The following is a 23144-nucleotide window of genomic DNA, read 5'->3' as shown; positions in this document are numbered from 1 at the left end:
ACTCACCCGTGTCCGCGCGTCCTCGCCACGAACCACTATGAATCCCCTCACTCGGCCCCGTCCGGTCACGGGGAACGGTCACCACGAATACGGGAGTTGGGAAAGGAGCCTGCGCATCGGGCTGCACCGGATCCCGCGCGCGGAGTACCCTTCCTTGATCGTTGCAGGGGGAGTGAAAGGCGGTACGCGGGTGGGCTCGGGAGGGCTGGAGCTGCCCCCAGGTGACCCGGGTCACGACGGGGGCTCCACAGGTGTCCCACCCGGGGCGGTCTCCCTGGCGCGGCCCATGGAGATCGGGGCGGAACTCGACTGGGACGCCGGCGCCTGGAACGAGGTGCGGACCCGCGCCCAGCGGGCCGGGCGTGCCTACATCTGGCTGAACCTGGTCGAGCAGCGGCTCCGCGCGGTGGTGGCCGCGGTGCTGCGTCCCATCTACGAACCGGTGCACGCCGACGACTGGGTGGTCGCGGCGGCGGGCCCGGCGGGCCAGGAGTGGGTGCAGCGCGCCGTCGCGGTACGGGAGGTCTCGCGCCGCAAGGGCTATCTGCTCGATCCGGCCGACGACAACGTCCTCAGCTTCCTCACCCTGCCTCAGCTGCGGGAACTGATGGTCCAGCACTGGCCGTGCTTCGAGCCGTACTACGACGACCGGCGCGATGTGGAACTGGCCCTGGACGAGCTGGAGGTCACCCGCAACGTGGTCTCCCGCAACCGGGCGCTCTCCGAGGCGGTGCTGGCCCAGGCCGAACGGGCCTCGTCGCGGCTGCTGGACATTCTGGGCGGCGGGTCGGGCGCGCCGTCCGCCGAACGCCTCCCGGTGGACGCGGTCGAGGACCTGGTGGGGGACCGGTACGCGGATGTCATCGGGGTCCACCCGGACCGCGTACGGCTCCAGCGGCAGATCCCCGCCGAGGACCTGTTCGGCGGGGCGCGCAGGCTCGACGCGATCGGGATAGGACTGAACCTCCTGGTCCAGAACTTCTCGGGCCGCCGGCTGGTCCGGCTGGCCGAGTCGGGGTGCCGGGTCCGGCTGCTCTTCCTCAACCCGGCCAGCAGCGCGGTCAAACGGCGCGAGCGGGAGCTGGGGCTGAAGAAGGGTGAGCTGAGCCGCGCGGTGGAGACGAACATCCTGCACATGCGCCGGGTGCGGTCCAGGCTCCGGGACCCCGGTGCCTTCGAGATCCATGTGTTCGACGAGACGCCGCGCTTCATGGCCTGTCTGGTCGACGGCGACGGCGCGGACGGTCTCGCGGTCGTCCAGTCGTATCTGCGCAGGGCGCGTGGGATGGAGGCGCCGGTCCTGGTACTCAGGGGCGGCGGACGCGCGGTGGTCAGGCAGGGGCAGGACGCGGAGCACGGCCTCTTCGAGACGTACCGGGACGAGTTCGAGTCCGTGTGGGGCGATTCGCGGCCGGTGTCCTGATCCGCCGCCCGGCTGCCGTGGGTGCCGCCGCTCCCGACCGTTCCGGTGGACGGGGCTGACCTGGCGGACCGGGTGGCCGGTCCCGCTGTCAGTGGCGCATGCGAGGGTGGTGACCACTTGGGGGACGTACCACGAAGGAGGGCCGCCATGAGCTGGCACCGGGGACCGCTGGTCGGCTTCGACCTGGAGACGACCGGCACCGATGTCGAGACGGACCGCATCGTCACGGCGGCCGTCGTGCGGCTGGGCGCGGACGGGGGCGTCCAGGAGCAGCGCACGTGGCTGATCGACCCGGGTGTGGTGATACCCGCGCAGGCCGCGGCGATTCACGGCATCTCGACGGACCATGCCCGGACCCACGGGGCGCCGGCGGCCTCCGCCGTGGAGGAGATCGCCCGTACCGTTGCCGCGGTGCTGCGTTCGGGGGTGCCGCTGGTGGTGATGAACGCGCGGTACGACCTGTCGCTGCTCGACCGTGAGTGCCGGCGCCATGGGGTGGCATCGGTCAGCGAGCGGCTCGGCGCGGCGCCTTCGCCCGTCATCGACCCGCTGGTGATCGACAAGCACGTCGACAAGTACCGCAAGGGCAAGCGCGCCCTCCACGCGCTGTGCGCCTACTACGGGGTGGAGCTGGACGACGCGCACGACGCGAGCGCGGACGCGGTGGCCGCCGCCCGGGTGGTGCGCCGCATGGGGGAGACGCACCAGCCGGTCGGGGCGATGCCACTAGCGGATCTGCATGGCCTTCAGATACGGGCGGCGGCCGAGCAGTCGGCCTCGCTGCAGGCCTACCTCCGGCGCACGGCCGACCCGGCGGCGGTCGTCGAGCCGGCCTGGCCGGTCATCCCCAGGAGCCGGTGACCCGCTCGCCACCCCTGTTGCCGGGCCGGCTCCGGGGCGCGCGGACGGAACTGAGGCTGCCGCTCGGGCCCTGGAGCGGATCCGGGGAGCCACTCGGGCCCTGGACGGATCCGTGGGGAGCCACTTGGGTCCGCGAGCGGATCCGTGCGGAGCCGCTTGCGACTCAGAACGGATACCAGCGGACCCCGGGGTCGTTCTCGCGCAGTGACGCCACCCTGCGGCGGAACTCTTCGAGGGCGCGGGGGTTGGCCGGGGCGTGCTGGGACACCCAGGCGCAGCTTGCCGTCTCGCGGGCGCCGCGCAGGACCGCGCAGCCCTCCCACTCGCGGACGTCCCAGCCGTAGGCGGTGACGAAGGAGTCGTACGCCTGCGGGGGCAGCCCGTAGCGGTCCCGGGAGAGGGCCATGACCACCAGGTCGTGTTCCCGCAGGTCGGACGAGAACGTCTCCAGGTCGACCAGGACCGGTCCGTCCGGGGTGACATGGACGTTGCGCGGCAGCGCGTCGCCGTGGATCGGACCCGGGGGCAGACGGGGTGTCAGTGCGGCGGCGGCCGATGCGAAGCCGTCACGGCGCTCGCGGAGGTAGTCCGCGTCCGCGGGGTCGATGGCGTCCCCCGCGAGCCGCAGCCACCGTTCGACCCCGCCCAGGAGTTCGCGCGGGGGGAGTGTGAAGGCGGGGGCGGGCAGCGCGTGGACGGAGCGCAGCAGCTCCGCGAGGTCCGCGGGTGCGGCCGGGCGGACCGCCTCCGGGAGCCGGTGCCAGAGTGTGACCGGATGCCCGCCGACCAGCCGGGGCGACGGCTCGGCCGCGCGCACCGCCGGGACATCCGCGTCGGCGAGCCACCCCGCCACGGCCAGTTCGCGCTCCGCCCGCTCCAGCAGCTCCGGGGCCCGGCCCACCTTGACGACGAGTCCGCTGTCCGCGAAGACCGCGTTCTCGCCCAGCGCCAGCAGCTCCGCGTCCTGGGCCAGACCTGCCGTCCGCAGGATGTCCCGCGCCGTTGACTCGTCCATGTGCTGTCTCCCGCTCTCGTTCGGCACGGCCAAGTTTCGCATCCGCGCAGGAGGAGCCCGGCATCCCCGGGGGCGGGCTCCACGGGCCGCCGAAATAAGTTGCACGAGACGTCTCGTCTCGCCTACCGTCGTGGCATGAACTCACCGAAGCGTGCCCATATCGCCATGTTCTCCATCGCCGCCGCCGGGCACGTGAACCCGAGTCTGGAAGTGATCAGGGAACTCGTCGCCCGCGGCCACCGCGTCACCTACGCGATCCCGGCGTCCTTCGCCGAAAAGGTGGCGGAGACCGGTGCCGAGCCCGTCGTCTACACCTCGACCCTGCCCACCGACGACGACCCAGCGGCCTGGGGCACCGAGTTGATCGACAACATCGAGCCGTTCCTCCGCGACGCCATCGCCGTGCTGCCTCAGCTGATCGAGGCCCACGAGGGGCCGGACGGGGTGGGCGTGCCCGATCTGATCCTGCACGACATCACCGCGTACCCGGCGATCGTGCTCTCCCGCCGCTGGGGCGTCCCCGACATCTCGCTCTCCCCGAACCTGGTGGCCTGGGAGGGGGCGGATGAGGAGGTCGGCGAGCCGAGGAGGGCACAGCTGATGGCGACCGAGCGGGGCCGGGCCTACTACGCGCGCTTCCGCGCCTGGCTCGATGAGAACGGGATCGGCCAGGACCCCGACCCGTTCGTCGGACGTCCCCGCCGCAGCATCGTCCTCATCCCGCGCGCGATGCAGCCCTACGGCGACCGGGTGGACGACACCAGATACACCTTCGTCGGTGCCTGCCAGGGCGACCGCAGGGACCAGGGGGAGTGGCAGCGGCCGACGGACGCCGGGAAGGTGCTGCTCGTCTCGCTCGGCTCGACCTTCACCAAGCAGCCGGGCTTCTACCGCGAGTGCATCGCGGCCTTCGGGGACCTGCCCGGCTGGCATGTGGTGCTGCAGATCGGCAAGCACGTCGACGTGTCCGAACTGGGCCAGGTTCCGGCCAACTTCGAGGTGGCGCGCTGGGTCCCGCAGCTCGCCGTGCTCCGGCAGGCCGACGCCTTCCTCACCCATGCCGGAGCGGGCGGCAGCCAGGAGGGGCTGGCCACGGCGACACCGATGGTCGCCGTCCCGCAGGCCGTCGACCAGTTCTCCAACGCGGACATGCTCCAGTCGCTGGGCGTCGCCCGGCATCTCCCGATGGCGGACGTCACCGCGGCGACGCTGCGTGAAGCGGTGCTCGATGTGGCCGGTGATCCGGAGGTCGCCGGGCGGCTGGCGCGTATCGGCGCCGCGATGGCGGAGGAGGGCGGCACCCGCCGTGCGGCCGACCTCATCGAGGCGGAACTGCCCGCGCCGCCCGCCCGGTAGGCGGCCCGGCGGGAACGAAGCCATGACCGGGCGGCCGCCCGCCGGAAGGCGGCCCCCGGGGGAATCGCGCCGTCTATGTTCGTCCCATGACGACCAGATACGCGGTACTGCTGCGCGGCATCAATGTGGGCGGCAACAGGAAGGTCCCCATGGCGGACCTCAGGGAGTTGCTCACCGGGCTCGGCCACGGGGATGTCCGTACGTACCTCAACAGCGGGAACGCCGTCTTCAGCAGCGAGGCGTCAGGCGAGGACGAGTTGGCGGCCGGGGTGGAACGGGCCATCGCGGACCGTTTCGGCTTCACGGTGGACTGTCTCGTCCGCGACCACGCCTATCTGCGGGCCGTGGCCGACGGCTGTCCCTTCCCGGCGGCCGGGCTCCAGGGCAAGCAGCTGCACGCCACCTACTTCTCCGGCCCCGTCGGGCCCGAGCGGTTCACCGGCATCGACCGACAGGCGTACCTGCCGGAGGAGTTCGGGCTCGGCGACCGGGTGCTCTATCTGTACGCCCCGGAGGGTCTCGGCCGCTCCAAGCTCGCGGAGGCCCTGAACAGGCCCGCCGCGAACAAGGGGGTCACCGGTACCTCCCGCAACTGGAACACCGTGCTCAAGCTGGTGGAGATGACCGGCGGCTGAGACGGGCCCGCTGTGATTTCGCCGTCAGTGCCGTGCGGCCCGTTCGGAACGGGCCGCCCAGCGGCCGTCCGTGCGGGTGATCCGCACCGGGTGGTCGAAGCACTTGCTGACCTGGTCGGTGGTGAGCACCTCGTCGGCCGGCCCCGAGCCCAGGCACGCGCCGTCGCGCAGCAGCATCGCGTGCGTCGTGGACGCGGGAAGCTCCTCCAGATGGTGGGTGACCAGGATCGTCGCCAGCTCCGGGTGCTCGGCGCGCAGCTCGTCCAGGCTGGTCAGCAGCTGCTCGCGGGCGGCCAGGTCCAGTCCGGTGGCCGGTTCGTCGAGCAGGACGAGACGGGGGCTCGGCATCAGCGCGCGGGCGATCAGGGTCCGGCCCCGCTCGCCCTGCGACAGGGTCGGCCACCGGGAGTCCGCCTTGTCGCCGCCCATGCCGAGCATGGTCAGCAGCCGGTCGGCCCGCTTGAGCTGCTCATCGGTCGGCGACCAGCGCGGCACGGGCTCGATGGAGTTGGTGAGACCGGTCAGGACGACGTCACGGACCCGAAGCGGTGAGTGCAGCGGATGGCGCGGGTTGATGTGCCCCAGGTGAGAGCGGAGTTCCCGCAGGTCCACCCGGCCGAGCGTCCGGCCGAGGATCTCCACCTTCCCCCGGGTCGGGTGCGTCACGGCGCCCAGCAGCCCGAGCAGGGTCGACTTGCCGGCGCCGTTGGCACCGAGCAGAGCCCAGTGCTCCCCGCTGTGCACGGTCAGGGAGACCGAGTCGAGCAGCAGGTTCCCGTCCCGTACGAAATCGACGTCGTCCGCACGGATCACGACGGTGCTCACAGGTCGTTCAGCTCCTTCATCCATCTCTTGCTCGGTCGGGCGCGGCCCCTCCAGGGGCGAGAACCGGTGGGCCTCGCGGGCCGGCGTGCCGGGGCAGCGGGAACCGGGGCAGAGGGGCGAGGCCGTGCGTCCCGCACACCGCCCGGACATCCGCCGACGCGCGGTCGGGGAGTCGGCAGTGGCTCTGCACCGAGGCGATCCCGGTCAGGGAGGGCGCCTGTTCAGGCCGGCTGGTCGGCGGTAATCGTGTCCGGGCCGACACACCGGATCCTACCCTCCTGCCACGGCGAGCCGACCTGCCCGGCTGCCGGGCCGCCGACGGTCCAGGGGGGCCGATGGCGCCGTGCGGAGCGGGCATGCGGAAGGCCCCCCGGCCATCCGTGAGCGGCTGAGGGGCCCGGACGTCGCAAGGGCGGCCGTCATGTCTTTCCGGTCACGTCTCCCCGGTCGCGCCTCCCGGAGGTACATCCCGACCGCGCCTTCCCGACCGCGCCTCCCGGACGTACATCCCGACCGTGCCTCCCGGACGTACATCCCGACCGCGCCTTCCCGACCGCGCCTTCCCGGCCCCGCCTCCCCGGTCAGGCCCTTCCGGCGTGCGGGGGCCTGACGTTCTCAAGATGGGCGAACACGACCACGTTTGCCCCGTAGCCGCTCTTCTTGTCGAAGGTGCCGCCGCAGGTCAGCAGCCGCAGTTCGGGCCGGCCGGTGTTGCCGTAGACCTTGGCGTCGGGGAAGTCCTTCTTCTTGTACGTCTTCACCGAGTCGACGGTGAAGACCGCCGTGCGGTGGTCGGCGCGTGTGACGTCGACGAGATCACCGGGGTGCAGAGCGTTCAGGTTCAGGAAGATGGCGGCTCCGGTGCGGGTGTCCCGGTGCCCGACGATCACCGATGTGCCGGTCGCCCCGGGGGCCGGACCGCCCTGGTACCAGCCGACCTCGTGGGGTCTGCTCATCGGTGGTGTGTTCAGCCGGCCCTGCCGGTCGAGTTTCAGCCGGATGACCGGCGCTTCGATGACCAGGGAGGGAATGGCCAGCTTCGTCGGCGCCGCGGGCGGCAGGGGCGCGTGTGCCGCGGCAGCGGGCGGACCGGGGTGCGGTGCGGTCGCCGCGCTGGTGACCGGCGGTGCGTCGGGCGAATCGCTGCACGCCCAGACGACACCGGTCACCAGCGAGAACGTCACGCTCGCCGTCATGGAGAGACGGCAGGCGCGGCTTGGTCCCCGGCGGCGGTGGGGCGGGTTACGCCGCACCATGGACGCGACGGCGGGCACGGCGGACGAAGATCAGCCCGGCTGCTCCGAGCGCGCCCGTGACGAGCAGGGGCCCGACGGGGGAGCCGGTGTCGGCCGCGGTGCTCCGGAGGTCGGGAACACCGCCGCCCCCGGCGTGCACGGCGCCGGACGGTGTCCCGTGACTGACCGCGGGGCTCCCGGAGTGGCCTCGGGGGCAGTCGACTCTGAAACTCTTCGACGCGGCGCCCGGCGCGGTGTAGGTGAGCTGGTACTGGCCGTTGGGGAGCGTGAGGTTGGTGGTGGTTCCGCTGCCGTTCAGTACCGGGAGACTGCTGACCAGGGAGGGCAGGTTCGGGTTCGGCGGGGCCGGCTTGATCGTCCACGGGATGGCCGCCAGGTCCGGCCCGAAGTTGGCGGCAGCCAGGTTGAACCTGCAGACCCTGGTCTCGTTCCGGGAGTCGCTCGCGCTCATTCCCGGCTTGTGAATGCGCAGCTCGCCGCTGTCGCCGGGGGCGGCGGCGGCAGACGTGGCTCCGACCAGTGAGACTCCCGCGAGGGCCAGGGCGGCCAGGGCGGCCATGCTCGTGCGGGCGGCGGGGACGAGAGGGGAGGAGGGGCTGGTGGTGGTCACGCGAAGCTCCTTCAAGCCGGGGTGATTGTCATACAAGTAGCTGACACCTGAGTACTTGTCACATCTGGCCGGAAAAGCGAAGGAAGCCACGGAAGTAAGCGCCGAATAAGCCCCATTCGGCGCACGGCCGGGCCACGGTCGCGCCCCTCCCCGCGCTCGGAACCGGGTGAGACGGATGGCTATGCTGCAACGGGGTCGTCAGGTCCGGCGCCCTCCTGGCCTGCGGACATGACAACGGAGCTACGGTGCGCTACATCATCATCGGGGCGGGTGCCGTGGGCGGCACCATCGGCGGACGGCTTGCCGAGAGCGGCAGCGACGTGGTCCTGGTGGCCCGCGGGGCGCACTACGAGGCACTGCGGGACGGCGGACTGCGGATCGCGACCCCGGAAGGTACCCGCACACTCGCCCTGCCGGTCGCGGAAGGGCCCGAGGCGGTGGAACTGCGTCCCGATGACGTCCTGGTCCTGACCGTGAAGACACAGGACAGCGTCGCCGCCCTGGACGCCTGGGGCCCGCGCCCGGTGGCCGGGACCGGTGCGACGGCGGCCGATGTGCTCCCCCTGGTCTGCGCGCAGAACGGCGTGGAGAGCGAACGCCTGGCCCTGCGCCGTTTCCGCCGGGTGTACGGCATGTGCGTCTGGCTGCCCGCCACCTTCCTGGAGCCGGGCTCCGTCGCGGCGGCCGGCTCACCGCTCAGCGGGATACTGCACATCGGCCGCTACCCCTCGGGCGCGGACAGCACCGCAGAGCAGATCTCGGCGGACCTGGAGAAGGCCCCCTTCGAGGCACCGGTCGCCGCGGACGTGATGCGCTGGAAGTACGCCAAACTCCTCTCGAACCTGGTGAATTCACTCCAGGCGGCCTGCGGCCTGTACGGCGCCGACCCCGAGGTCGACGTCGTCATGGAGGAGCTCCAGAGGAAGGCGGAGGCCGAGGGGCGCGCGGTCTACGCGGCAGCCGGGATCGCGGCGGCGAGCGCCGATGAGCAGCAGCGGATCCGCGGGGACAAGATCACCCTGCTGCCGGTCGAGGGGCAGCCGCGCGGCGGCGGTTCCTCCTGGCAGAGCCTCAGCCGGGGCACCGGCACCATCGAGGCCGACTTCCTCAACGGCGAGATCGCCCTGCTGGGGCGGGAGCACGGCGTACCGACCCCGGTCAACGCGGTGCTCCAGCGGGTGGCGAACGCCTTCGCCCGGGAACGCCGGCCCGCGGGCTCCATGCCGGTCGCCGAACTGGCCGCGCTGGTGGCCGAGGAGGAGCGCCGCTGAGTCCGGCCGACCGCGGTGGCCCACCGAATCGCGCCCCAAGTGGCCCGCCGGGCTGGTTCACCGGTCCGCAGCTACCGCGTACGCGCTGCGGCCGGACGGCACGAGGCCGGGCAAGCGGATATCAGGCGCTCAGGGCCGCAGGTTCACGCGTCCGCGCCTCGTCGTAGCGGGTCAGCAGCAGCCGGGCCAGCTCTCCGCCGGCGCCCAGCACCCCGGACAGCACATCGGCGCGGGCCGCACGCGCCCCCGCCGCGATACGGTCCGGCAGTCGGCCCGGTGCGATGACATAGGGCGCCACCGCGACCCGGCCGACACCGCAGGCCCGCAGTTCACGCACCGCGTCCTCGGTGCGGGGCAGGGCAGCGGAGGCGAACGCAGGCCGCACGGCGCACCAACCGGTGTTCCGCAGCTCCCGCGCAATTTCAGCGATCACTGCGATCGCCTCCGGGTCCGTGGAGCCCGCCGAGGCCAGGACCAGCCCCGTCGAGCGCCTCTGGGAGGGGCTGAGCCCCGCCTCGTACAACCGCCGTTCCAGCGCGGTCAGCAGCAGCGGGGACGGGCCGAGCACCTCCGCCTGGCGTATCCGCATCCCGGCCGGTGCCTCGCGCAGCACCCCCGGGATGTCCCACTTGGCATGGAAGGCCCGGGTCAGCAGGAGGGGGAGCGCCACCACATCGCGTACGCCGTCGGACGCCAGCCGTTCGAGCACCCGCGGGACCGACGGCGCGGCGAAGTCCAGGAACGCCGTCTCCACCCGGACCCCGGGACGCAGCGAACGCGCCCGCCGGGCCAGCGCGTGGACGGTCGCCGCATGCCGGGGGTCGCGGCTGCCGTGCGCGACGACGAGCAGGACCGGACGGTCGTCGTACATTCCGCGTCAGCTCCTGACCAACAGACCGCGGCTGCGCAGCACACGACGCTCCAGCGGGCTGAAGACGATCAGATCGATGGCGATACCGACGATGAGGATCAGGAAGATGGCCAGGAAGACCATCGACATGCTGCTGGTCTCCCGGCCCTGCTCCAGCAACTGTCCGAGCCCCACGCCCAGATCGGGCGACGAGGCGATGATCTCGGCGGCCATCAGCGACCGCCAGGAGAACGCCCAGCCCTGCTTCAGACCCGCCAGATAGCCGGGCAGTGCGGCGGGCAGCACCACATGCCAGGTGCCGCGCAGACCCGACGCGCCGAGCGTCCGGCCGGCCCGCAGATAGAGCGGCGGCACCTGGTCGATGCCGGAGACCAGGCCGTTGGCGATCGAGGGCACCGCGCCCAGCAGGATCACCGCGTACATCATGGTGTCGTCGAGCCCCAGCCAGATCACCGCGGGCGGCACCCAGGCGACGGACGGCAGGGACTGCAGCCCGGAGAGGATCGGGCCGATCGCCGCGCGGACGAACTTCACCCGCGCCACCAGCAGTCCCAGCGGGGTGCCGATCACCAGCGCCAGCAGGAAGCCCAGCAGACCGCGCGAGACGCTCGTCCAGATATAGCCGAGCAGGGTGCCCTGCGCCCAGGCGTCGGAGACCTCACCCCACACCTGGCCGGGCGAGGGCAGCTTGTAGCTGTCGGTGACCTTCGCCCAGATCAGCAGCTGCCAGACCACCAGTACGAGCACCACCGCAAGGGCGGGCGGCAGCACCTTCCCCACCAGCACCTGACGGACCGGGACCCGGTCCACCCGTACGGTGTCGAGCGCGTCCAGGCCCGCTTCCAGGCCGGCCAGCTCGTCCGTCCTGACGTCAGTGTCGGCCATGTCGGCGGATCTCCCCACGCAGTTGCTCCGTTATCTCCACCGAGAGCTCCGCCACCGCGGAGTCCTCGATCCGGCGCGGATGCGGAATGTCCACCGCCCACTCGCGCGCCACCCGGCCGGGACGCGAGGAGAGCAGCACCACCCGCTCGGCGAGCCGCACCGCCTCGCGCACGTTGTGGGTGACGAAGAGGACCGAGACGCTCGTCTCGCGCCAGATCCGGGTCAGTTCGTCGTGCAGCACATCGCGGGTGATGGCGTCGAGCGCGGCGAACGGCTCGTCCATCAGCAGCAGTTGGCTGTCCTGGGCCAGCGCCCGCGCCAGCGCCACCCGCTGGCGCATCCCGCCGGACAGCTCGTGCACCCGCTTGGCGTACGCGCCATCGAGACGTACGAGGGAGAGCAGCCGCTCCGCCTCGTCCCGCCGGCCGGCCCGGGGCACGCCCCGCAGCCGCAGCGCCAGCTCGATGTTCTTGCCCGCGGTCAGCCACGGGAACAGCGCGTGCTCCTGGAACATCAGCGCGGGCCGCCCGCCCGGGGTCGTGATGGTCCCCGAGGTCGGTGCGTCGAGTCCGGCGACCAGATTGAGCAGGGTGGACTTTCCACAGCCGGACGCCCCCAGGAGCGTGACGAACTCGCCCGGCGCCACGTCGAGGGTGATGTCGTCGAGTACGGGCTGCCCGGCGGGTCCGCCGAAGGACTTCGAGACGTGGCCGATACGGGCCGCGTGGGTCACATCGGTCCGGTCGTCGGACTCGGCGATTGCTGTGGCCATGGTCGTCACCTCCTGGGAACGGGGCTGGATCCGGGTTTGTCCGGGGTTACTTGACGCCGAGACCGGCATCGGGGACCGCCGGGCGTCCGGCTGCCTTCAGGACCTTGTCGAGCGGCCGCAGGTCGTAGATGCCCTTGAGGTCGGGCTTCGACAGCAGACCTGCCTTGACCGCGTGGTCCGCCTCCGTGTCGAGCGTCGCAGCGAGCGGGTCGTCGGTGGTCTGGATGGACTTCCACGCCGGGTCGAGCACATCGGCGGGCAGCGCCTTGCCCGACAGCTTCTTCAGCGCCGCGTTGGCCGAGGCCTTCGCCGCGTCCGGGTGGGCCTTGATCCAGGCGTTGGTCTTCACCGAACCGCGCAGCACGGCCTCGACGACGTCCGGGTGCTCCTTGAGGAACTTCTGCGACACCACGATGTTGGTGATCACGAACTTCTTCTGCGGCCACAGGTCGCTCTCGTCGAGCAGCACCTTGGCGCCCTGCTGCACCAGCTTCGACGCGGTCGGCTCCGGCACCCACGCCCCGTCGATGGAGCCGGACGCGTATGCGTCCGGGGTCACCTTGTTGTCCGTACGGACGACGGAGACATCACCCTTGCCACTGGTGGGATCGGTCTTCCAGCCCTTGCTCGCGATCCAGTTGAGGAACGCGACGTCCTGGGTGTTGCCGAGCTGCGGGGTGGCGATCTTCTTGCCCTTGACGTCGTCCAGGGACTTGATCTTCTTCGGGTTGACCACCAGTTTGACCCCGCCGGAAGCGGAGCCGCCGATGATCCGCAGGCTCTTGCCCTGGGACTTGGTGTAGCCGTTGATCGCCGGGGACGGGCCGATCCAGCCGATGTCGATCGAGCCCGAGTTGAGCGCCTCGATCTCGGACGGGCCCGCGTTGAAGGTGGACGCCTTGAGCCGGGTCCCGCCCAACTCCTGCTGGAATATCCCCCGCTGGTCGCCGACGAGCGCGGTGGCATGGGTGAGATTCGGGAAGTAGCCGATCTTCACCGAGTCGGCGGAGAGCTTCTTGGCCCCGGCCGCGACGTGGGACTTGCCCGTGTCGTCGTCGGACTTGGCCGATCCGTAGCCGCAGGCGGTGAGCGCCACGGCCAGCAGCGGAAGGGCGGCGGCAGCGGCGAGGCCGCGGCGCAGGGGCAGAGTGGCAGGCACGGGAGGTCTTCCTCTCGGTGGCCCGGTGGGGGCGTCCCTCAGGACACCGCCGGGCGGTCGGCTGGTGGTGCGGGTCTTCGCCGGGTCGGTCGCGGCGAGTGGTGCGTCCGGGCGCGCAGGCAGTGCGCGTACGCCTTCACGCACATCGCCCGACCCCGCCCTGCCCGCTCCCGAGAGCGCCGCTGCCGATGCGGCCGCCCTCCTTCGCGAAGGTCGCGTAGATGTCCAGCGCGTACAGGGCCATCGTCAGAAGTCCCACCCGGTCTCGTCCTGCGCGGCCCCCGCGGTGTCGGCCGGGGCCTGCGCCGTGACGGCGAAGGCGTCGCCCGCCATCCCGGCGGCCAGCGTGGTGCCGTCGGCCGGGTCGATCAGCAGGAAGGAGCCGGTGCGCCGGGAGTCCGCGTAGGCGTCGAGCGCCAGCGGCTCGGCGGTGCGGATGACCACCCGGCCGATGTCGTTGGCGACCAGCCGGCCGGGCTCCGGGTGCTGGGACAGGTCGTCCAGGGTGAGCCGGGACGGGATCTCCCTGACGATCGCCTTGACCGTACGGGTGGTGTGCTTGAGCAGCACCCGCTGGCCCACCGAGAGCGCCGAGTCGGCCACATGGCAGACCGTCGCCCGCACGTCCTGGGTCGGCACCGGGGCGTCATCGGCCGGGGCGATCAGATCGCCGCGAGAGATGTCCAGATCGTCGGTGAGCCGTACGGTCACCGACTGCGGGGCCCACGCGATGTCCGCGCTCTGCCCCAGCACGTCGATACCGGCGATCGTCGACGTACGGCCCGACGGCAGTACCGTGACCGCCTCGCCGACCCGCAGCGCGCCCGAGGCGATCTGGCCCGCGTAGCCGCGGTAGTCGGGGTGCGCGGCGGTCTGCGGGCGGATGACGTACTGGACGGGGAAGCGGGCCCTGCAGCCGGTGAGGTCATGGCTCGAAGGGACCGTCTCCAGATGTTCGAGCACGGTCGGGCCGCCGTACCAGTCCATATGGGCGGATGGCTCCACCACATTGTCACCGGCCAGCGCGGAGATCGGGATCGCGGTGATCTCCGGGACACCGAGGGATGCCGCGTACGCGGTGAACTCCTCGGCTATGGCGGCGAACACCGGCTCCGCGTAGTCGACCAGGTCCATCTTGTTCACGGCGAGCACCACATGCGGCACCCGCAGCAGCGCGGCGACCGCGGCATGGCGGCGGGTCTGCTCGACCACGCCGTTACGGGCGTCGACCAGCACCACGGCCAGCTCGGCGGTGGACGCGCCGGTCACCATGTTCCGGGTGTACTGCACATGGCCCGGGGTGTCCGCGAGGATGAACCGGCGCCGGGGCGTGGCGAAGTAGCGGTAGGCGACATCGATGGTGATGCCCTGTTCGCGCTCGGCGCGCAGCCCGTCGGTGAGCAGCGCCAGGTCGGGGGTCTCCTGGCCGCGTCCGATCGACGCCTGCTCCACGGCCTCCAGCTGGTCGGTGAAGATCGACTTGGAGTCGTGCAGCAGCCGTCCCACCAGGGTGGACTTGCCGTCGTCGACGGAGCCCGCGGTGGCGAAGCGCAGCAGAGTGGTGGCCGACACCTGCTCGGCCGACCGGTCGGTTGACGTGGTCATTTAGAAGTACCCCTCGCGCTTGCGGTCTTCCATCGCTGCCTCGGACATCTTGTCGTCGGCGCGGGTCGCGCCCCGCTCGGTCAGCCGGGAGGCGGCGATCTCGGTGATCACGGCTTCGAGCGTGGTGGCGTCGGAGTCGACCGCGCCGGTGCAGGACATGTCGCCGACGGTGCGGTAGCGCACCAGCCGGGTCTCGACGGTCTCGGTCTCCTTGGGGCCGCCCCACTCGCCGGGGGTCAGCCACATCCCGGACCGCTTGAACACCTCGCGCTCGTGCGCGAAGTAGATCTCCGGGAGGGCGATCTTCTCGCGCTCGATGTACTGCCAGACGTCCAGCTCGGTCCAGTTGGAGAGCGGGAAGACCCGGACGTGCTCGCCCGGCGCGTGGCGGCCGTTGTAGAGCTGCCACAGCTCGGGACGCTGGCGGCGCGGGTCCCACTGGGAGAACTCGTCGCGCAGCGAGAAGACCCGCTCCTTGGCGCGCGCCTTCTCCTCGTCGCGGCGCCCGCCGCCGAACACCGCGTCGAAACGGTGCTGCTGGATGCCCTCGGTCAGGGGGACCGTCTGGAGCGGGTTGCGCAGCCCGTCGGGCCGCTCACGCAGCGTCCCGGCGTCGATGTACTCCTGGACGGAGGCCACATGGAGCCGCAGCCCGTGCTCGGCCACCACACGGTCGCGGTAGGCCAGCACCTCGGGGAAGTTGTGCCCGGTGTCGACGTGCAGCAGCGCGAACGGCACCGCCGCAGGGGCGAACGCCTTCAGCGCCAGATGCAGCATGACGATGGAGTCCTTGCCGCCGGAGAAGAGGATCACCGGCCGCTCGAACTCGCCCGCGACCTCGCGGAAGATGTGGACGGCCTCGGACTCCAGGGCGTCCAGGTGGCTCAGGGCGAACGGGCTGTCGGTGCCTTCGGTGACAGTGGCGGCGGTGGTCGTCATCGGGCCAGGCCCCTCTCGGTGAGCAGCGCGTGCAGCGCCGCTGCGGACTCCTGCACGGTCTGGGTGTGCGACTCGATGCGCAGGTCCGGGGTCTCCGGTGCCTCGTACGGGTCGTCGACACCGGTGAGCCCGGAGATCTCGCCCGCCGCCTGCCTGGCGTACAGGCCCTTCACATCGCGTACGGAGCACACCTCGACCGGGGTCGCGACATGCACCTCCAGATAGGCGGTGCCGGTGCTCGCGTGGCGCTTGCGCACCGCGTCGCGGCTGTCCGCGTACGGTGCGATGACCGGCACCAGCGCCTTCACGCCGTGGGACGCGAGCAGTTCGGCGACGAAGCCGATCCGCTGGACGTTGGTGTGCCGGTCCTCGCGGCTGAAGCCGAGGCCCGCCGAGAGGAACTCGCGGATCTCGTCGCCGTCGAGCACCTCCACCCGGTGGCCCTCGCCGCGGAGGGTGTCCGCGAGTTCACGGGCGATGGTGGTCTTGCCCGCGCTCGGCAGACCGGTGAGCCAGACGGTGGCTCCCTGGTCCGTCGTCATCTCGTTCTCCTGATCCTTCGTCATCAGCCGTGCAGCCCGCACTCGGTCTTGTTCCGGCCGGCCCAGCGGCCGGCGCGGGCGTCCTCGCCGTCGGCGACCCGCCGGGTGCAGGGGGCGCAGCCGATGGAGGGGTAACCGTCCATCAGCAGCGGGTTGGTGAGGACGCCGTGCTCGGCGATGTACGCCTCCACGTCGTCCTGCGTCCAGCGGGCGATCGGGGAGATCTTGACCTTCCGCCGCTTCTCGTCCCAGCCGACGACGGGGGTGCCCGCCCGGGTGGGGGACTCGTCGCGGCGCAGCCCGGTCGCCCAGGCCGTGTAGTTCTTCAGCCCGTCCTCCAGCGGCTTCACCTTCCGCAGGGCGCAGCACAGGTCGGGGTCCCGGTCGTGCAGTTCCGGGCCGTACTCGGCGTCCTGCTCGGCGACGCTCTGCCAGGGCAGCAGAGTGATGACGTTGACGTCCATCACGGCCTCCACCGCGTCCCGGGTGCCGATGGTCTCCGGGAAGTGGTAGCCGGTGTCGAGGAAGACGACATCGACCCCGGGGAAGGCGCGGGATGCCAGATGGGCCACGACCGCGTCCTCCATGGAGGAGGTCACACAGAAGCGGCTGCCGAAGGTGTCGGCCGCCCAGCGGAGGATCTCCAGGGGCGACGCGTCCTCCAGTTCGCGGCCCGCGCGATCGGCGAGGGCCCTCGGATCCCCGGTCTCCGGAGTGCCGGTCATATCCCTTCCCCTTCACCGCTGTTGGGCTGCTGGTGCTGGAGCCCCCGGGCCAGCAGCCCGAGGAACTTCAGGTGGAACGCGCGGTTGCACGCCGCGCACTCCCAGGCGCCGTGGCCCGCCTCGTGGGGACGCAGGTCCTCGTCCCCGCAGTACGGGCAGAAGAACGGCGCCGCGCGCTCGCTCATGACAGGGACTCCGCGTCCGCGCGCGCGGCCCAGGTGGCGAACCGCTCGCCCTCGGCGCGCTCGGCCTGGAAGTTCTTCAGCACCCGCTCCACGTAGTCGGGCAGCTCGTCCGAAGTGACCTTCAGCCCGCGGACCTTGCGGCCGAATCCGGCGTCCAGGCCCAGTGCGCCGCCCAGGTGCACCTGGAACCCCTCGACCTGGTTGCCGTCGCCGTCCAGCATCAGCTGGCCCTTGAGGCCGATGTCGGCGACCTGGATCCGGGCGCAGGCGTTGGGGCAGCCGTTGATGTTGATGGTGATCGGCTCGTCGAACTCCGGGATCCTGCGCTCCAGTTCGTCGATGAGCGAGGCACCGCGCGCCTTGGTCTCGACGATCGCCAGCTTGCAGAACTCGATCCCGGTGCAGGCCATGGTGGAGCGGCGGAACGGCGAGGCGTTCACCTTGAGGTCGAGCGCTTCGAGTGCGGCGACCACCGGGCCGACCTGCGACTCCTCGATGTCCAGCACGATCATCTTCTGCTCGGTGGTGGTCCGCAGCCGCCCCGAGCCGTGCGCCTCGGCCACCTCGGCGATCTTCGTCAGGGTCGTGCCGTCCACCCGTCCGACGCGGGGCGCGAAGCCGATGTAGTAGCGGCCGTCGCGCTGCTTGTGCACGCCGAGGTGGTCACGCCAGACGCCGGCGGGCTGCTCGGGCGCCGGGCCGTCGCTCAGCTTCCGCTGGAGGTACTCGTCCTCCAGGATCTGCCGGAACTTCTCCGGGCCCCAGTCGGCGACCAGGAACTTCAGCCGGGCGCGGGTGCGCAGCCGGCGGTAGCCGTAGTCCCGGAAGATCGAGATGACGCCCTCGAAGACATCGGGCACCTCGTCCAGCGGCACCCAGGCGCCGAGCCGGACCCCGAGCTTCGGGTTGGTGGAGAGCCCGCCGCCGACCCACAGGTCGAAACCGGGGCCGTTGTCGGGATGGTCGACACCGACGAACGCGATGTCGTTGATCTCGTGCGCCACATCGAGCTGCGGGGAGCCGGAGATCGCGGTCTTGAACTTCCGCGGCAGATTGGAGAAGGCGGGGTTGCCGATGAAGCGGCGGTTGATCTCGTCGATGGCCCAGGTGCCGTCGATGATCTCGTTCTCGGCGACACCCGCCACCGGGGAGCCGAGGATCGTACGAGGGGTGTCACCGCACGCCTCGGTGGTGGAGAGGCCGACCTCCTCCAGGCGCCGCCAGATCTCGGGGACGTCCTCGATCCGGATCCAGTGGAACTGGATGTTCTGCCGGTCGGTGAGGTCGGCGGTGCCGCGCGCGAACTCCTGCGAGATCTCACCGATGACGCGCAGCTGCTCCGTGGTGAGACGGCCGCCGTCGATGCGGACCCGCATCATGAAGAACTCGGCGTCCAGCTCCTCCGGTTCAAGGACCGCGGTCTTGCCGCCGTCGATCCCCTCCTTGCGCTGGGTGTAGAGGCCCCACCAGCGCATCCGGCCGCGGAGATCGCCGCCGTCGATGGAGTCGAAGCCGCGCTTGGAGTAGATCGTCTCAATGCGTGTCCGCACATTGAGACCGTCGTCGTCCTTCTTGGTCTGCTCATTGCCGTTCAGCGGGGTGAAGTGGCCCTTGGCCCACTGGCCTTCGCCACGGTGCCGGCTCACCTTGCGTCGGGGCGTGGCGGGCGGAGGTGTTCCAGGGCTGGCGGCCATGATGCTTCGTCCTTCTGTGGCGGCTCAAGGGGGCGGTTGATCAAGCCGAAGGGACCCCTGTGACCTGCCGGTACATGGCAGAGCACGGTGGCGGTGGGACAACTGGAGACCCCATCGGGGGCTTCGCTCGTCCGCTACGACGGGGACGGCGGGAAAACGGCGTGGCTGGTGGAGATCAGCGCGCCGGACAGATGGCGCTGGACAGGCGGCCGAGGTCGACGTGGCGTCGACTCACCAAGGCAATTCCAGTTCCAGACATGACGGAAGCGTGGCACGGCGATCTCACGCCAGTCCACTACTATCCAATATTCGGACGAGATGGTCCCGCATGGTGAGACGGTGTGGTCCCGGTCACCTGGTGGCGGGCGTCCGTGCCCGGCACACCCAGGGCCGGTGTCGGGCCTCCGGGCCCGGTACTCGGAGTCGGTGTCAGACCTCCGCGCCCGGCCACGGCCCCGGCGTCCCGGCGTCCGGCTCCTGCGCGGTCTCGGTCCTGAAGAGCCGGAACCCGCGGCTCAGATAGTTGTCCATCGCATGGGCGCCGTCCTTGCTGCAGGTGTGCACCCAGACCCGCTCGGTCGGCCGCCGCCCGGGGGTGCGGTCCGCGAGGTCCCAGGCCCGCCTGACACCGTACGTGAGCAGATGACCGCCGATCCGCCGCCCCCGGAAGGCCGGGATCAGACCGAAGTACATGATCTCCACGGCCCCGTCGTCGTGCGCGCACAGCTCCACGTATCCGGCCGGTGTGCCCCGGTCGTACGCCACCCAGGTCTCGGTGCCCGGCCGGGCGAGCGTCTCCTGCCACTGGGCGTACGACATCGAGAGCCGGTCCGTCCAGCGGATGTCCCCGCCCACGGAGGCGTAGAGGTACCGGCTGAACTCGGGGGAGGCGACCTCGGCCCGCACGATCCGGAGGTCGCCGCCGGGCTCGGCGGCCGGGCGCAGATCGGTGGGGGAGGTCTGCTCCAGATACCAGGTGGTGACCGTGACGGTGCTCTCGCTCTTCATGGGGGCCAGCGAATCACGCGCCGGGGCCATGGCTCACGGCAGCCCCGCGGTCCCTTGGCGCGGAACGGCCGGCGGGTCCGCTTCTCCGGCATGCCGGGCTGCGGTCAGGAGATGATTCAGCGCCGGACCGCGGCCCGGCGCACCGCGGGCGCCGACGAATGGGGGAGCAGGTCCGCCGGGTCGGCCGGGCCCCTCACCTCCACCTCGACCCCCTCGGCGAAACGGTACGGGCGGTGTGCCAGCACCTCTGCGAGACCCCGGCGCACCCGCGACATCTCCGCGCGCACCGTCACCGTCCGTGTCGCGTCGCCGAACAGGTCGTCCGCCAGCTCGGCCGCGGTACGCCCCTCGCGGTGCAGGCTCAGTACGTAGAGGACCTCCGCATGACGGGGCGTCAGGTCCTGGGTCCAGCTGCCGGACGCCCCCGACACGGTCACCGACCAGCGCCTGCTGCCGCTCAGATCGAGGACGACCCGGCTCGCCGCCGCCCCGCCGCCCTGCTGCCGCAGCCCCGGCCCCTCCTCGTCCACCCGGATCAGCCAGCCGCCGGGCAGCGGCTCCACCGTGCACATCCCGAGTGAGGGCAGCCAGAGCCGGCCGGGACCGAAGGACTTGGGCAGGGGCAGACGTCCGGCAGCCGGCATCCCGGTCACCGCGGCCGGCCAGCCGTGCGCGTCCACCACCAGGGCCCGGCCGCCCACCCTGTTCAGGACCGGCGCCGCCACCGTCCGCAGCCGCTCGACGGAGTCCAGATGCCGGTCCCGGAGCTCCGCCGCCGCCAGCCGGGCCACCGAGTCCACCAGGGCGAGCATCGCCGGGTGGAACGTCGAGTCGGGGCCGCTGACATCGATGACCCCGAGCAGCCGCCCGTCGCGCGGATCCTGGACGGGCGCGGCGGCGCAGGTCCAGTCCCGCAGCGTACGGACGAAGTGTTCGGCAGAGTGCACCTGGACGGTCTGGCCGGTCGCCAGGACGGTGCCGACCGCGTTGGTGCCGGTGGAGCCCTCGCTCCAGGCGGCGCCCTCCTGGAGCCAGATACCGTCGGCCTGGCGCAGGACGGCCCGGTTGCCCTCCCGCCACAGCACCCGGCCGTCGCCATCGGTGACCACCATCACCTGCATCGACGCGTCGGCGACCGAGGCGAGCCCGCGGCTGAGCGTCGGCAGCAGCTCACCGAGGACCGTGGACCGGCGCCGGTGCTCCAGCTCGTCCGCGCCCAGCAGCACACTGCTGGTGTCCCGCTCCGGGTCCAGGCCGATGCGCAGCATCCGCTGCCAGGACGCGCCGATGACGGGGCGCGGCGCCAGCTCCGGACGGTCCCCCGAGAGCGTCGCCTCACGTATGCAGTGCAGCGTACGGGCGCTCTCAGCGGTGTGCCGGGCCACCGGGCCGGTGACGTTGGGGGCTCCGGTCCTCATGGGTACTCCCGAATGTGATCCACGACGCGAATGGGCGGTCCAGCGGTGCGGTACGGCGGTCCAGCGATGCGGTGCAAGCGGTGCGGCGATCCGGTCCAGCGGTCCGGTGCAGCGGTCCGTTCCAGCGGTCCGGTCCAGCGATCCGGTCCGGTGGTCCGGTCCGGCGGTGCGGTGCCTCATCGTGCATCTCCGGCGGCCCGGGCGCACCGCACTCCGCACAACCGGTGCAACCGTCTGCAACCCTGGCGCAGCCGCACCCCGTTGTACGAAGGTGGGGGCCCAGCCGGGGTGGTGCCGTGTCGGCGCAGCATCGACCCCGGCTGGCCCCGTGCCGTGCCGCTCCGTCCGGTACCGCCCAGCCCTGCCCCGACGGCCCGGTCCGGAGCTGTCCTGCCCGGACCGTCCCGGCCCGAAGCCGCCCGGACCGTCCCGGCCCCGCCCGCTACCCGCAGGCCCGTGCCCGGTCGACGACCGACCCCAGATCCAGGGTGTGCGGCAGGGTGCCGAACGCCGTGCCCCAGTCGCCGCCGAGGCGGGAAGCGCAGAACGCGTCGGCGACCTCCGGCGGCGCCCAGCGCACCAGCAGCGAGCCCTGGAGCACCAGCGCGATCCGCTCCGCGACCCGGCGGGCACGGCCCTCGACTCCGTCCAGATCGGCGAGTTCGGTGAGCAGCTCCCTGATCGCCCCGTCCAGCCGGTGATCGGCGCCCCGCGCCCTGCCCACCTCGCGGAGGAACGCGTCGAGCGCCTGCGGCTCACGCTGGAGCGCCCGCAGCACATCCAGCGCCTGTACGTTCCCCGACCCCTCCCAGACCGAGTTGAGCGGGGACTCGCGCAGCAGCCGCGGCAGCCCCGACTCCTCCACGTAACCGTTGCCGCCCAGGCATTCGAGAGCCTCGGCCACCACCGGCGTACAGCGTTTGGTCACCCAGTACTTGGCCGCGGGCACCGCGAGCCGCAGGAACGCCAGCTCCTCCTCCGTACCGCTGTCGTACGCGGCGGCCAGCCGCATCGCCAGGACCGTCGCCGCCTCCGACTCCAGCGCCAGATCGGCCAGCACATTGCGCATCAGCGGCTTGTCGACCAACTCACCGCCGAACGCCCTGCGGTAGGTGGCGTGATGCACCGCCTGCGCCACCGCCTGGCGCATCAGCGCCGCGGAGCCGATGGCGCAGTCGAGCCGGGTCGCCGCGACCATCTCGATGATGGTGCGCACCCCGCGGCCCTCGTCACCCACCCGGCGCGCCCACGTTCCTTCGAACTCGACCTCGGCCGACGCGTTCGACCGGTTGCCGAGCTTGTCCTTGAGCCGTTGGAGCGCGAAGACGTTCCGCGTCCCGTCCGCCAGCACCCGGGGCACCAGGAAGCAGGTCGGCCCCTCCTGCGCCTGCGCCAGCACCAGGAAGCCGTCGGACATCGGCGCGGAGCAGAACCACTTGTGCCCGGTGAGCGCGTAGGCGCCGTCGTCCCCGTCGACCGGCACCGCGGTGGTCGTGTTGGCCCGGACGTCGCTGCCGCCCTGCTTCTCGGTCATCGCCATCCCGAACAGCGCCCCCGGCTTGCTGCCGGGGACGCCCAGACCGCGTTCGTACACATGCGAGGTGAGCCGCGGCTCCCACTCGGCCGCGAGCGCGGGATCCGCCCGCAGCGCCGGCACCGCCGCATGGGTCATCGACACCGGGCAGCCGTGCCCCGCCTCGACCTGCGACCACACCAGGAACCCGGCGGCCCGCCGCACATGCCCGCCCGGCCGGCCCCAGGCGTCCGTCAGCCCCGCCGATACGGCCTTGCCGAGCAGCCGGTGCCAGGCCGGATGGAACTCCACCTCGTCGATCCGGTGCCCGTAGCGGTCGTGGGTCCGCAGCCGCGGCGGGTTCTCGTTCGCCTGGAAGCCCCACTCCCGCGCCTGCGCCGATCCGGCGCTGCGGCCCAGCAGAGACAGCTCCTCCCGTACGACGGTGGCGAGCGCCGGCGCGGTGTGCCGGTCCACCGCCTCGGCCAGGACCCGGTCGGTGGTGAAGACGTCATGCCCCACCAGGGGCGGAGGCTGGTTGGTCACTGTGTGAGTGCTCGGTGCCATGGGGCTACG

General features: G+C 71.8%; 24 protein-coding genes. 5 read left to right on the top strand and 19 right to left on the bottom strand.

Annotated features, from left to right (window positions below; translation table 11 throughout):
- The first annotated feature begins 190 nt into the window (after positions 1 to 190).
- On the top strand, positions 191 to 1423 hold the full coding sequence (locus ACWGKJ_RS15100; protein ID WP_385016849.1) for an SAV2148 family HEPN domain-containing protein: 1233 nt from the start codon (positions 191 to 193) through the stop codon (positions 1421 to 1423).
- A gap of 147 nt (positions 1424 to 1570) precedes the next feature.
- A complete protein-coding gene (locus tag ACWGKJ_RS15095) occupies positions 1571 to 2284 on the top strand; it encodes a 3'-5' exonuclease (RefSeq protein ID WP_385016852.1) in 714 nt (237 codons plus the stop codon).
- Positions 2285 to 2447: 163 nt separating this feature from the next.
- On the opposite strand, the gene ACWGKJ_RS15090 is transcribed toward ACWGKJ_RS15095, so the two are convergent.
- Positions 2448 to 3299: a phosphotransferase enzyme family protein gene (locus ACWGKJ_RS15090; RefSeq protein ID WP_385016854.1), complete on the bottom strand. Its 852-nt coding sequence runs from the start codon at positions 3297 to 3299 to the stop codon at positions 2448 to 2450.
- Positions 3300 to 3434: 135 nt separating this feature from the next.
- Here ACWGKJ_RS15090 and mgt point away from each other — a divergent pair, with 135 nt between their 5' ends.
- Positions 3435 to 4655 carry a macrolide-inactivating glycosyltransferase gene (gene mgt, locus ACWGKJ_RS15085; protein WP_385016856.1) on the top strand — a complete coding sequence of 407 codons (1221 nt, stop codon included), beginning with the start codon at positions 3435 to 3437 and terminating at the stop codon, positions 4653 to 4655.
- A gap of 86 nt (positions 4656 to 4741) precedes the next feature.
- A complete protein-coding gene (locus ACWGKJ_RS15080; protein ID WP_385016858.1) occupies positions 4742 to 5290 on the top strand; it encodes a DUF1697 domain-containing protein in 549 nt (182 codons plus the stop codon).
- A gap of 24 nt (positions 5291 to 5314) precedes the next feature.
- Here ACWGKJ_RS15080 and ACWGKJ_RS15075 read toward each other — a convergent pair whose 3' ends face one another.
- The 3 genes from ACWGKJ_RS15075 to ACWGKJ_RS15065 all read right to left on the bottom strand — a co-directional run bounded on the left by ACWGKJ_RS15075 (position 5315) and on the right by ACWGKJ_RS15065 (position 7981).
- The gene (locus tag ACWGKJ_RS15075) at positions 5315 to 6139 is read right to left on the bottom strand and encodes an ABC transporter ATP-binding protein (protein WP_385016861.1); all 825 of its coding nucleotides are present in this window, start codon (positions 6137 to 6139) and stop codon (positions 5315 to 5317) included.
- A 557-nt stretch (positions 6140 to 6696) separates the two neighbouring features.
- A complete protein-coding gene (locus ACWGKJ_RS15070; RefSeq protein WP_385016863.1) occupies positions 6697 to 7311 on the bottom strand; it encodes a class F sortase in 615 nt (204 codons plus the stop codon).
- Positions 7312 to 7357: 46 nt separating this feature from the next.
- Complete coding sequence (locus ACWGKJ_RS15065; RefSeq protein ID WP_385016866.1) at positions 7358 to 7981, bottom strand: hypothetical protein; 624 nt, start codon at positions 7979 to 7981, stop codon at positions 7358 to 7360.
- A 245-nt stretch (positions 7982 to 8226) separates the two neighbouring features.
- Here ACWGKJ_RS15065 and ACWGKJ_RS15060 point away from each other — a divergent pair, with 245 nt between their 5' ends.
- Positions 8227 to 9252 (top strand): ketopantoate reductase family protein, encoded by a 1026-nt coding sequence (locus ACWGKJ_RS15060; RefSeq protein ID WP_385016867.1) that lies wholly within the window; start codon positions 8227 to 8229, stop codon positions 9250 to 9252.
- A gap of 121 nt (positions 9253 to 9373) precedes the next feature.
- Here the strand turns inward: ACWGKJ_RS15060 and ACWGKJ_RS15055 are convergent, their stop codons facing one another.
- The 15 genes from ACWGKJ_RS15055 to ACWGKJ_RS14985 all read right to left on the bottom strand — a co-directional run bounded on the left by ACWGKJ_RS15055 (position 9374) and on the right by ACWGKJ_RS14985 (position 23135).
- A complete protein-coding gene (locus tag ACWGKJ_RS15055; protein WP_385016870.1) occupies positions 9374 to 10123 on the bottom strand; it encodes a sirohydrochlorin chelatase in 750 nt (249 codons plus the stop codon).
- Between the two features lie 6 nt (positions 10124 to 10129).
- Positions 10130 to 11008, bottom strand: coding sequence for an ABC transporter permease (locus tag ACWGKJ_RS15050; RefSeq protein ID WP_385016872.1), 879 nt, complete (start codon positions 11006 to 11008; stop codon positions 10130 to 10132).
- Positions 10995 to 11780, bottom strand: a complete 786-nt coding sequence (locus ACWGKJ_RS15045; RefSeq protein ID WP_385016875.1) for an ABC transporter ATP-binding protein — start codon at positions 11778 to 11780, stop codon at positions 10995 to 10997. The genes ACWGKJ_RS15050 and ACWGKJ_RS15045 overlap by 14 nt, the downstream gene beginning before the upstream one ends.
- A gap of 46 nt (positions 11781 to 11826) precedes the next feature.
- On the bottom strand, positions 11827 to 12939 hold the full coding sequence (locus ACWGKJ_RS15040) for an aliphatic sulfonate ABC transporter substrate-binding protein (RefSeq protein WP_385016878.1): 1113 nt from the start codon (positions 12937 to 12939) through the stop codon (positions 11827 to 11829).
- Between the two features lie 136 nt (positions 12940 to 13075).
- Positions 13076 to 13198 carry a hypothetical protein gene (locus ACWGKJ_RS15035; protein ID WP_385017097.1) on the bottom strand — a complete coding sequence of 41 codons (123 nt, stop codon included), beginning with the start codon at positions 13196 to 13198 and terminating at the stop codon, positions 13076 to 13078.
- Positions 13186 to 14544 (bottom strand): sulfate adenylyltransferase subunit 1, encoded by a 1359-nt coding sequence (locus ACWGKJ_RS15030; RefSeq protein WP_385016881.1) that lies wholly within the window; start codon positions 14542 to 14544, stop codon positions 13186 to 13188. Before ACWGKJ_RS15030 ends, ACWGKJ_RS15035 begins: the two co-directional genes overlap by 13 nt.
- Positions 14545 to 15483, bottom strand: coding sequence for a sulfate adenylyltransferase subunit CysD (gene cysD, locus ACWGKJ_RS15025; RefSeq protein WP_385016883.1), 939 nt, complete (start codon positions 15481 to 15483; stop codon positions 14545 to 14547). It abuts the gene before it with no gap.
- Positions 15480 to 16049: an adenylyl-sulfate kinase gene (gene cysC, locus ACWGKJ_RS15020; RefSeq protein WP_385016885.1), complete on the bottom strand. Its 570-nt coding sequence runs from the start codon at positions 16047 to 16049 to the stop codon at positions 15480 to 15482. Before cysC ends, cysD begins: the two co-directional genes overlap by 4 nt.
- A complete protein-coding gene (locus ACWGKJ_RS15015) occupies positions 16049 to 16750 on the bottom strand; it encodes a phosphoadenylyl-sulfate reductase (protein WP_385016888.1) in 702 nt (233 codons plus the stop codon). The genes cysC and ACWGKJ_RS15015 overlap by 1 nt, the downstream gene beginning before the upstream one ends.
- Positions 16747 to 16935: a hypothetical protein gene (locus ACWGKJ_RS15010; RefSeq protein ID WP_385016891.1), complete on the bottom strand. Its 189-nt coding sequence runs from the start codon at positions 16933 to 16935 to the stop codon at positions 16747 to 16749. Before ACWGKJ_RS15010 ends, ACWGKJ_RS15015 begins: the two co-directional genes overlap by 4 nt.
- On the bottom strand, positions 16932 to 18629 hold the full coding sequence (locus tag ACWGKJ_RS15005) for a nitrite/sulfite reductase (protein ID WP_385016894.1): 1698 nt from the start codon (positions 18627 to 18629) through the stop codon (positions 16932 to 16934). Before ACWGKJ_RS15005 ends, ACWGKJ_RS15010 begins: the two co-directional genes overlap by 4 nt.
- 175 nt (positions 18630 to 18804) lie before the next feature.
- Complete coding sequence (locus ACWGKJ_RS15000; protein WP_385017083.1) at positions 18805 to 18888, bottom strand: putative leader peptide; 84 nt, start codon at positions 18886 to 18888, stop codon at positions 18805 to 18807.
- A 170-nt stretch (positions 18889 to 19058) separates the two neighbouring features.
- Positions 19059 to 19637 carry a GNAT family N-acetyltransferase gene (locus ACWGKJ_RS14995; protein ID WP_385016896.1) on the bottom strand — a complete coding sequence of 193 codons (579 nt, stop codon included), beginning with the start codon at positions 19635 to 19637 and terminating at the stop codon, positions 19059 to 19061.
- Between the two features lie 116 nt (positions 19638 to 19753).
- Positions 19754 to 21055: a GAF domain-containing protein gene (locus tag ACWGKJ_RS14990; RefSeq protein WP_385016899.1), complete on the bottom strand. Its 1302-nt coding sequence runs from the start codon at positions 21053 to 21055 to the stop codon at positions 19754 to 19756.
- Positions 21056 to 21497: 442 nt separating this feature from the next.
- On the bottom strand, positions 21498 to 23135 hold the full coding sequence (locus ACWGKJ_RS14985; RefSeq protein ID WP_385016901.1) for an acyl-CoA dehydrogenase family protein: 1638 nt from the start codon (positions 23133 to 23135) through the stop codon (positions 21498 to 21500).
- Positions 23136 to 23144 lie beyond the last annotated feature (9 nt).

This window comes from Streptomyces sp. NPDC054757, from assembly GCF_053612185.1.
This window is presented reverse-complemented; position numbering and strand designations above follow the sequence as displayed.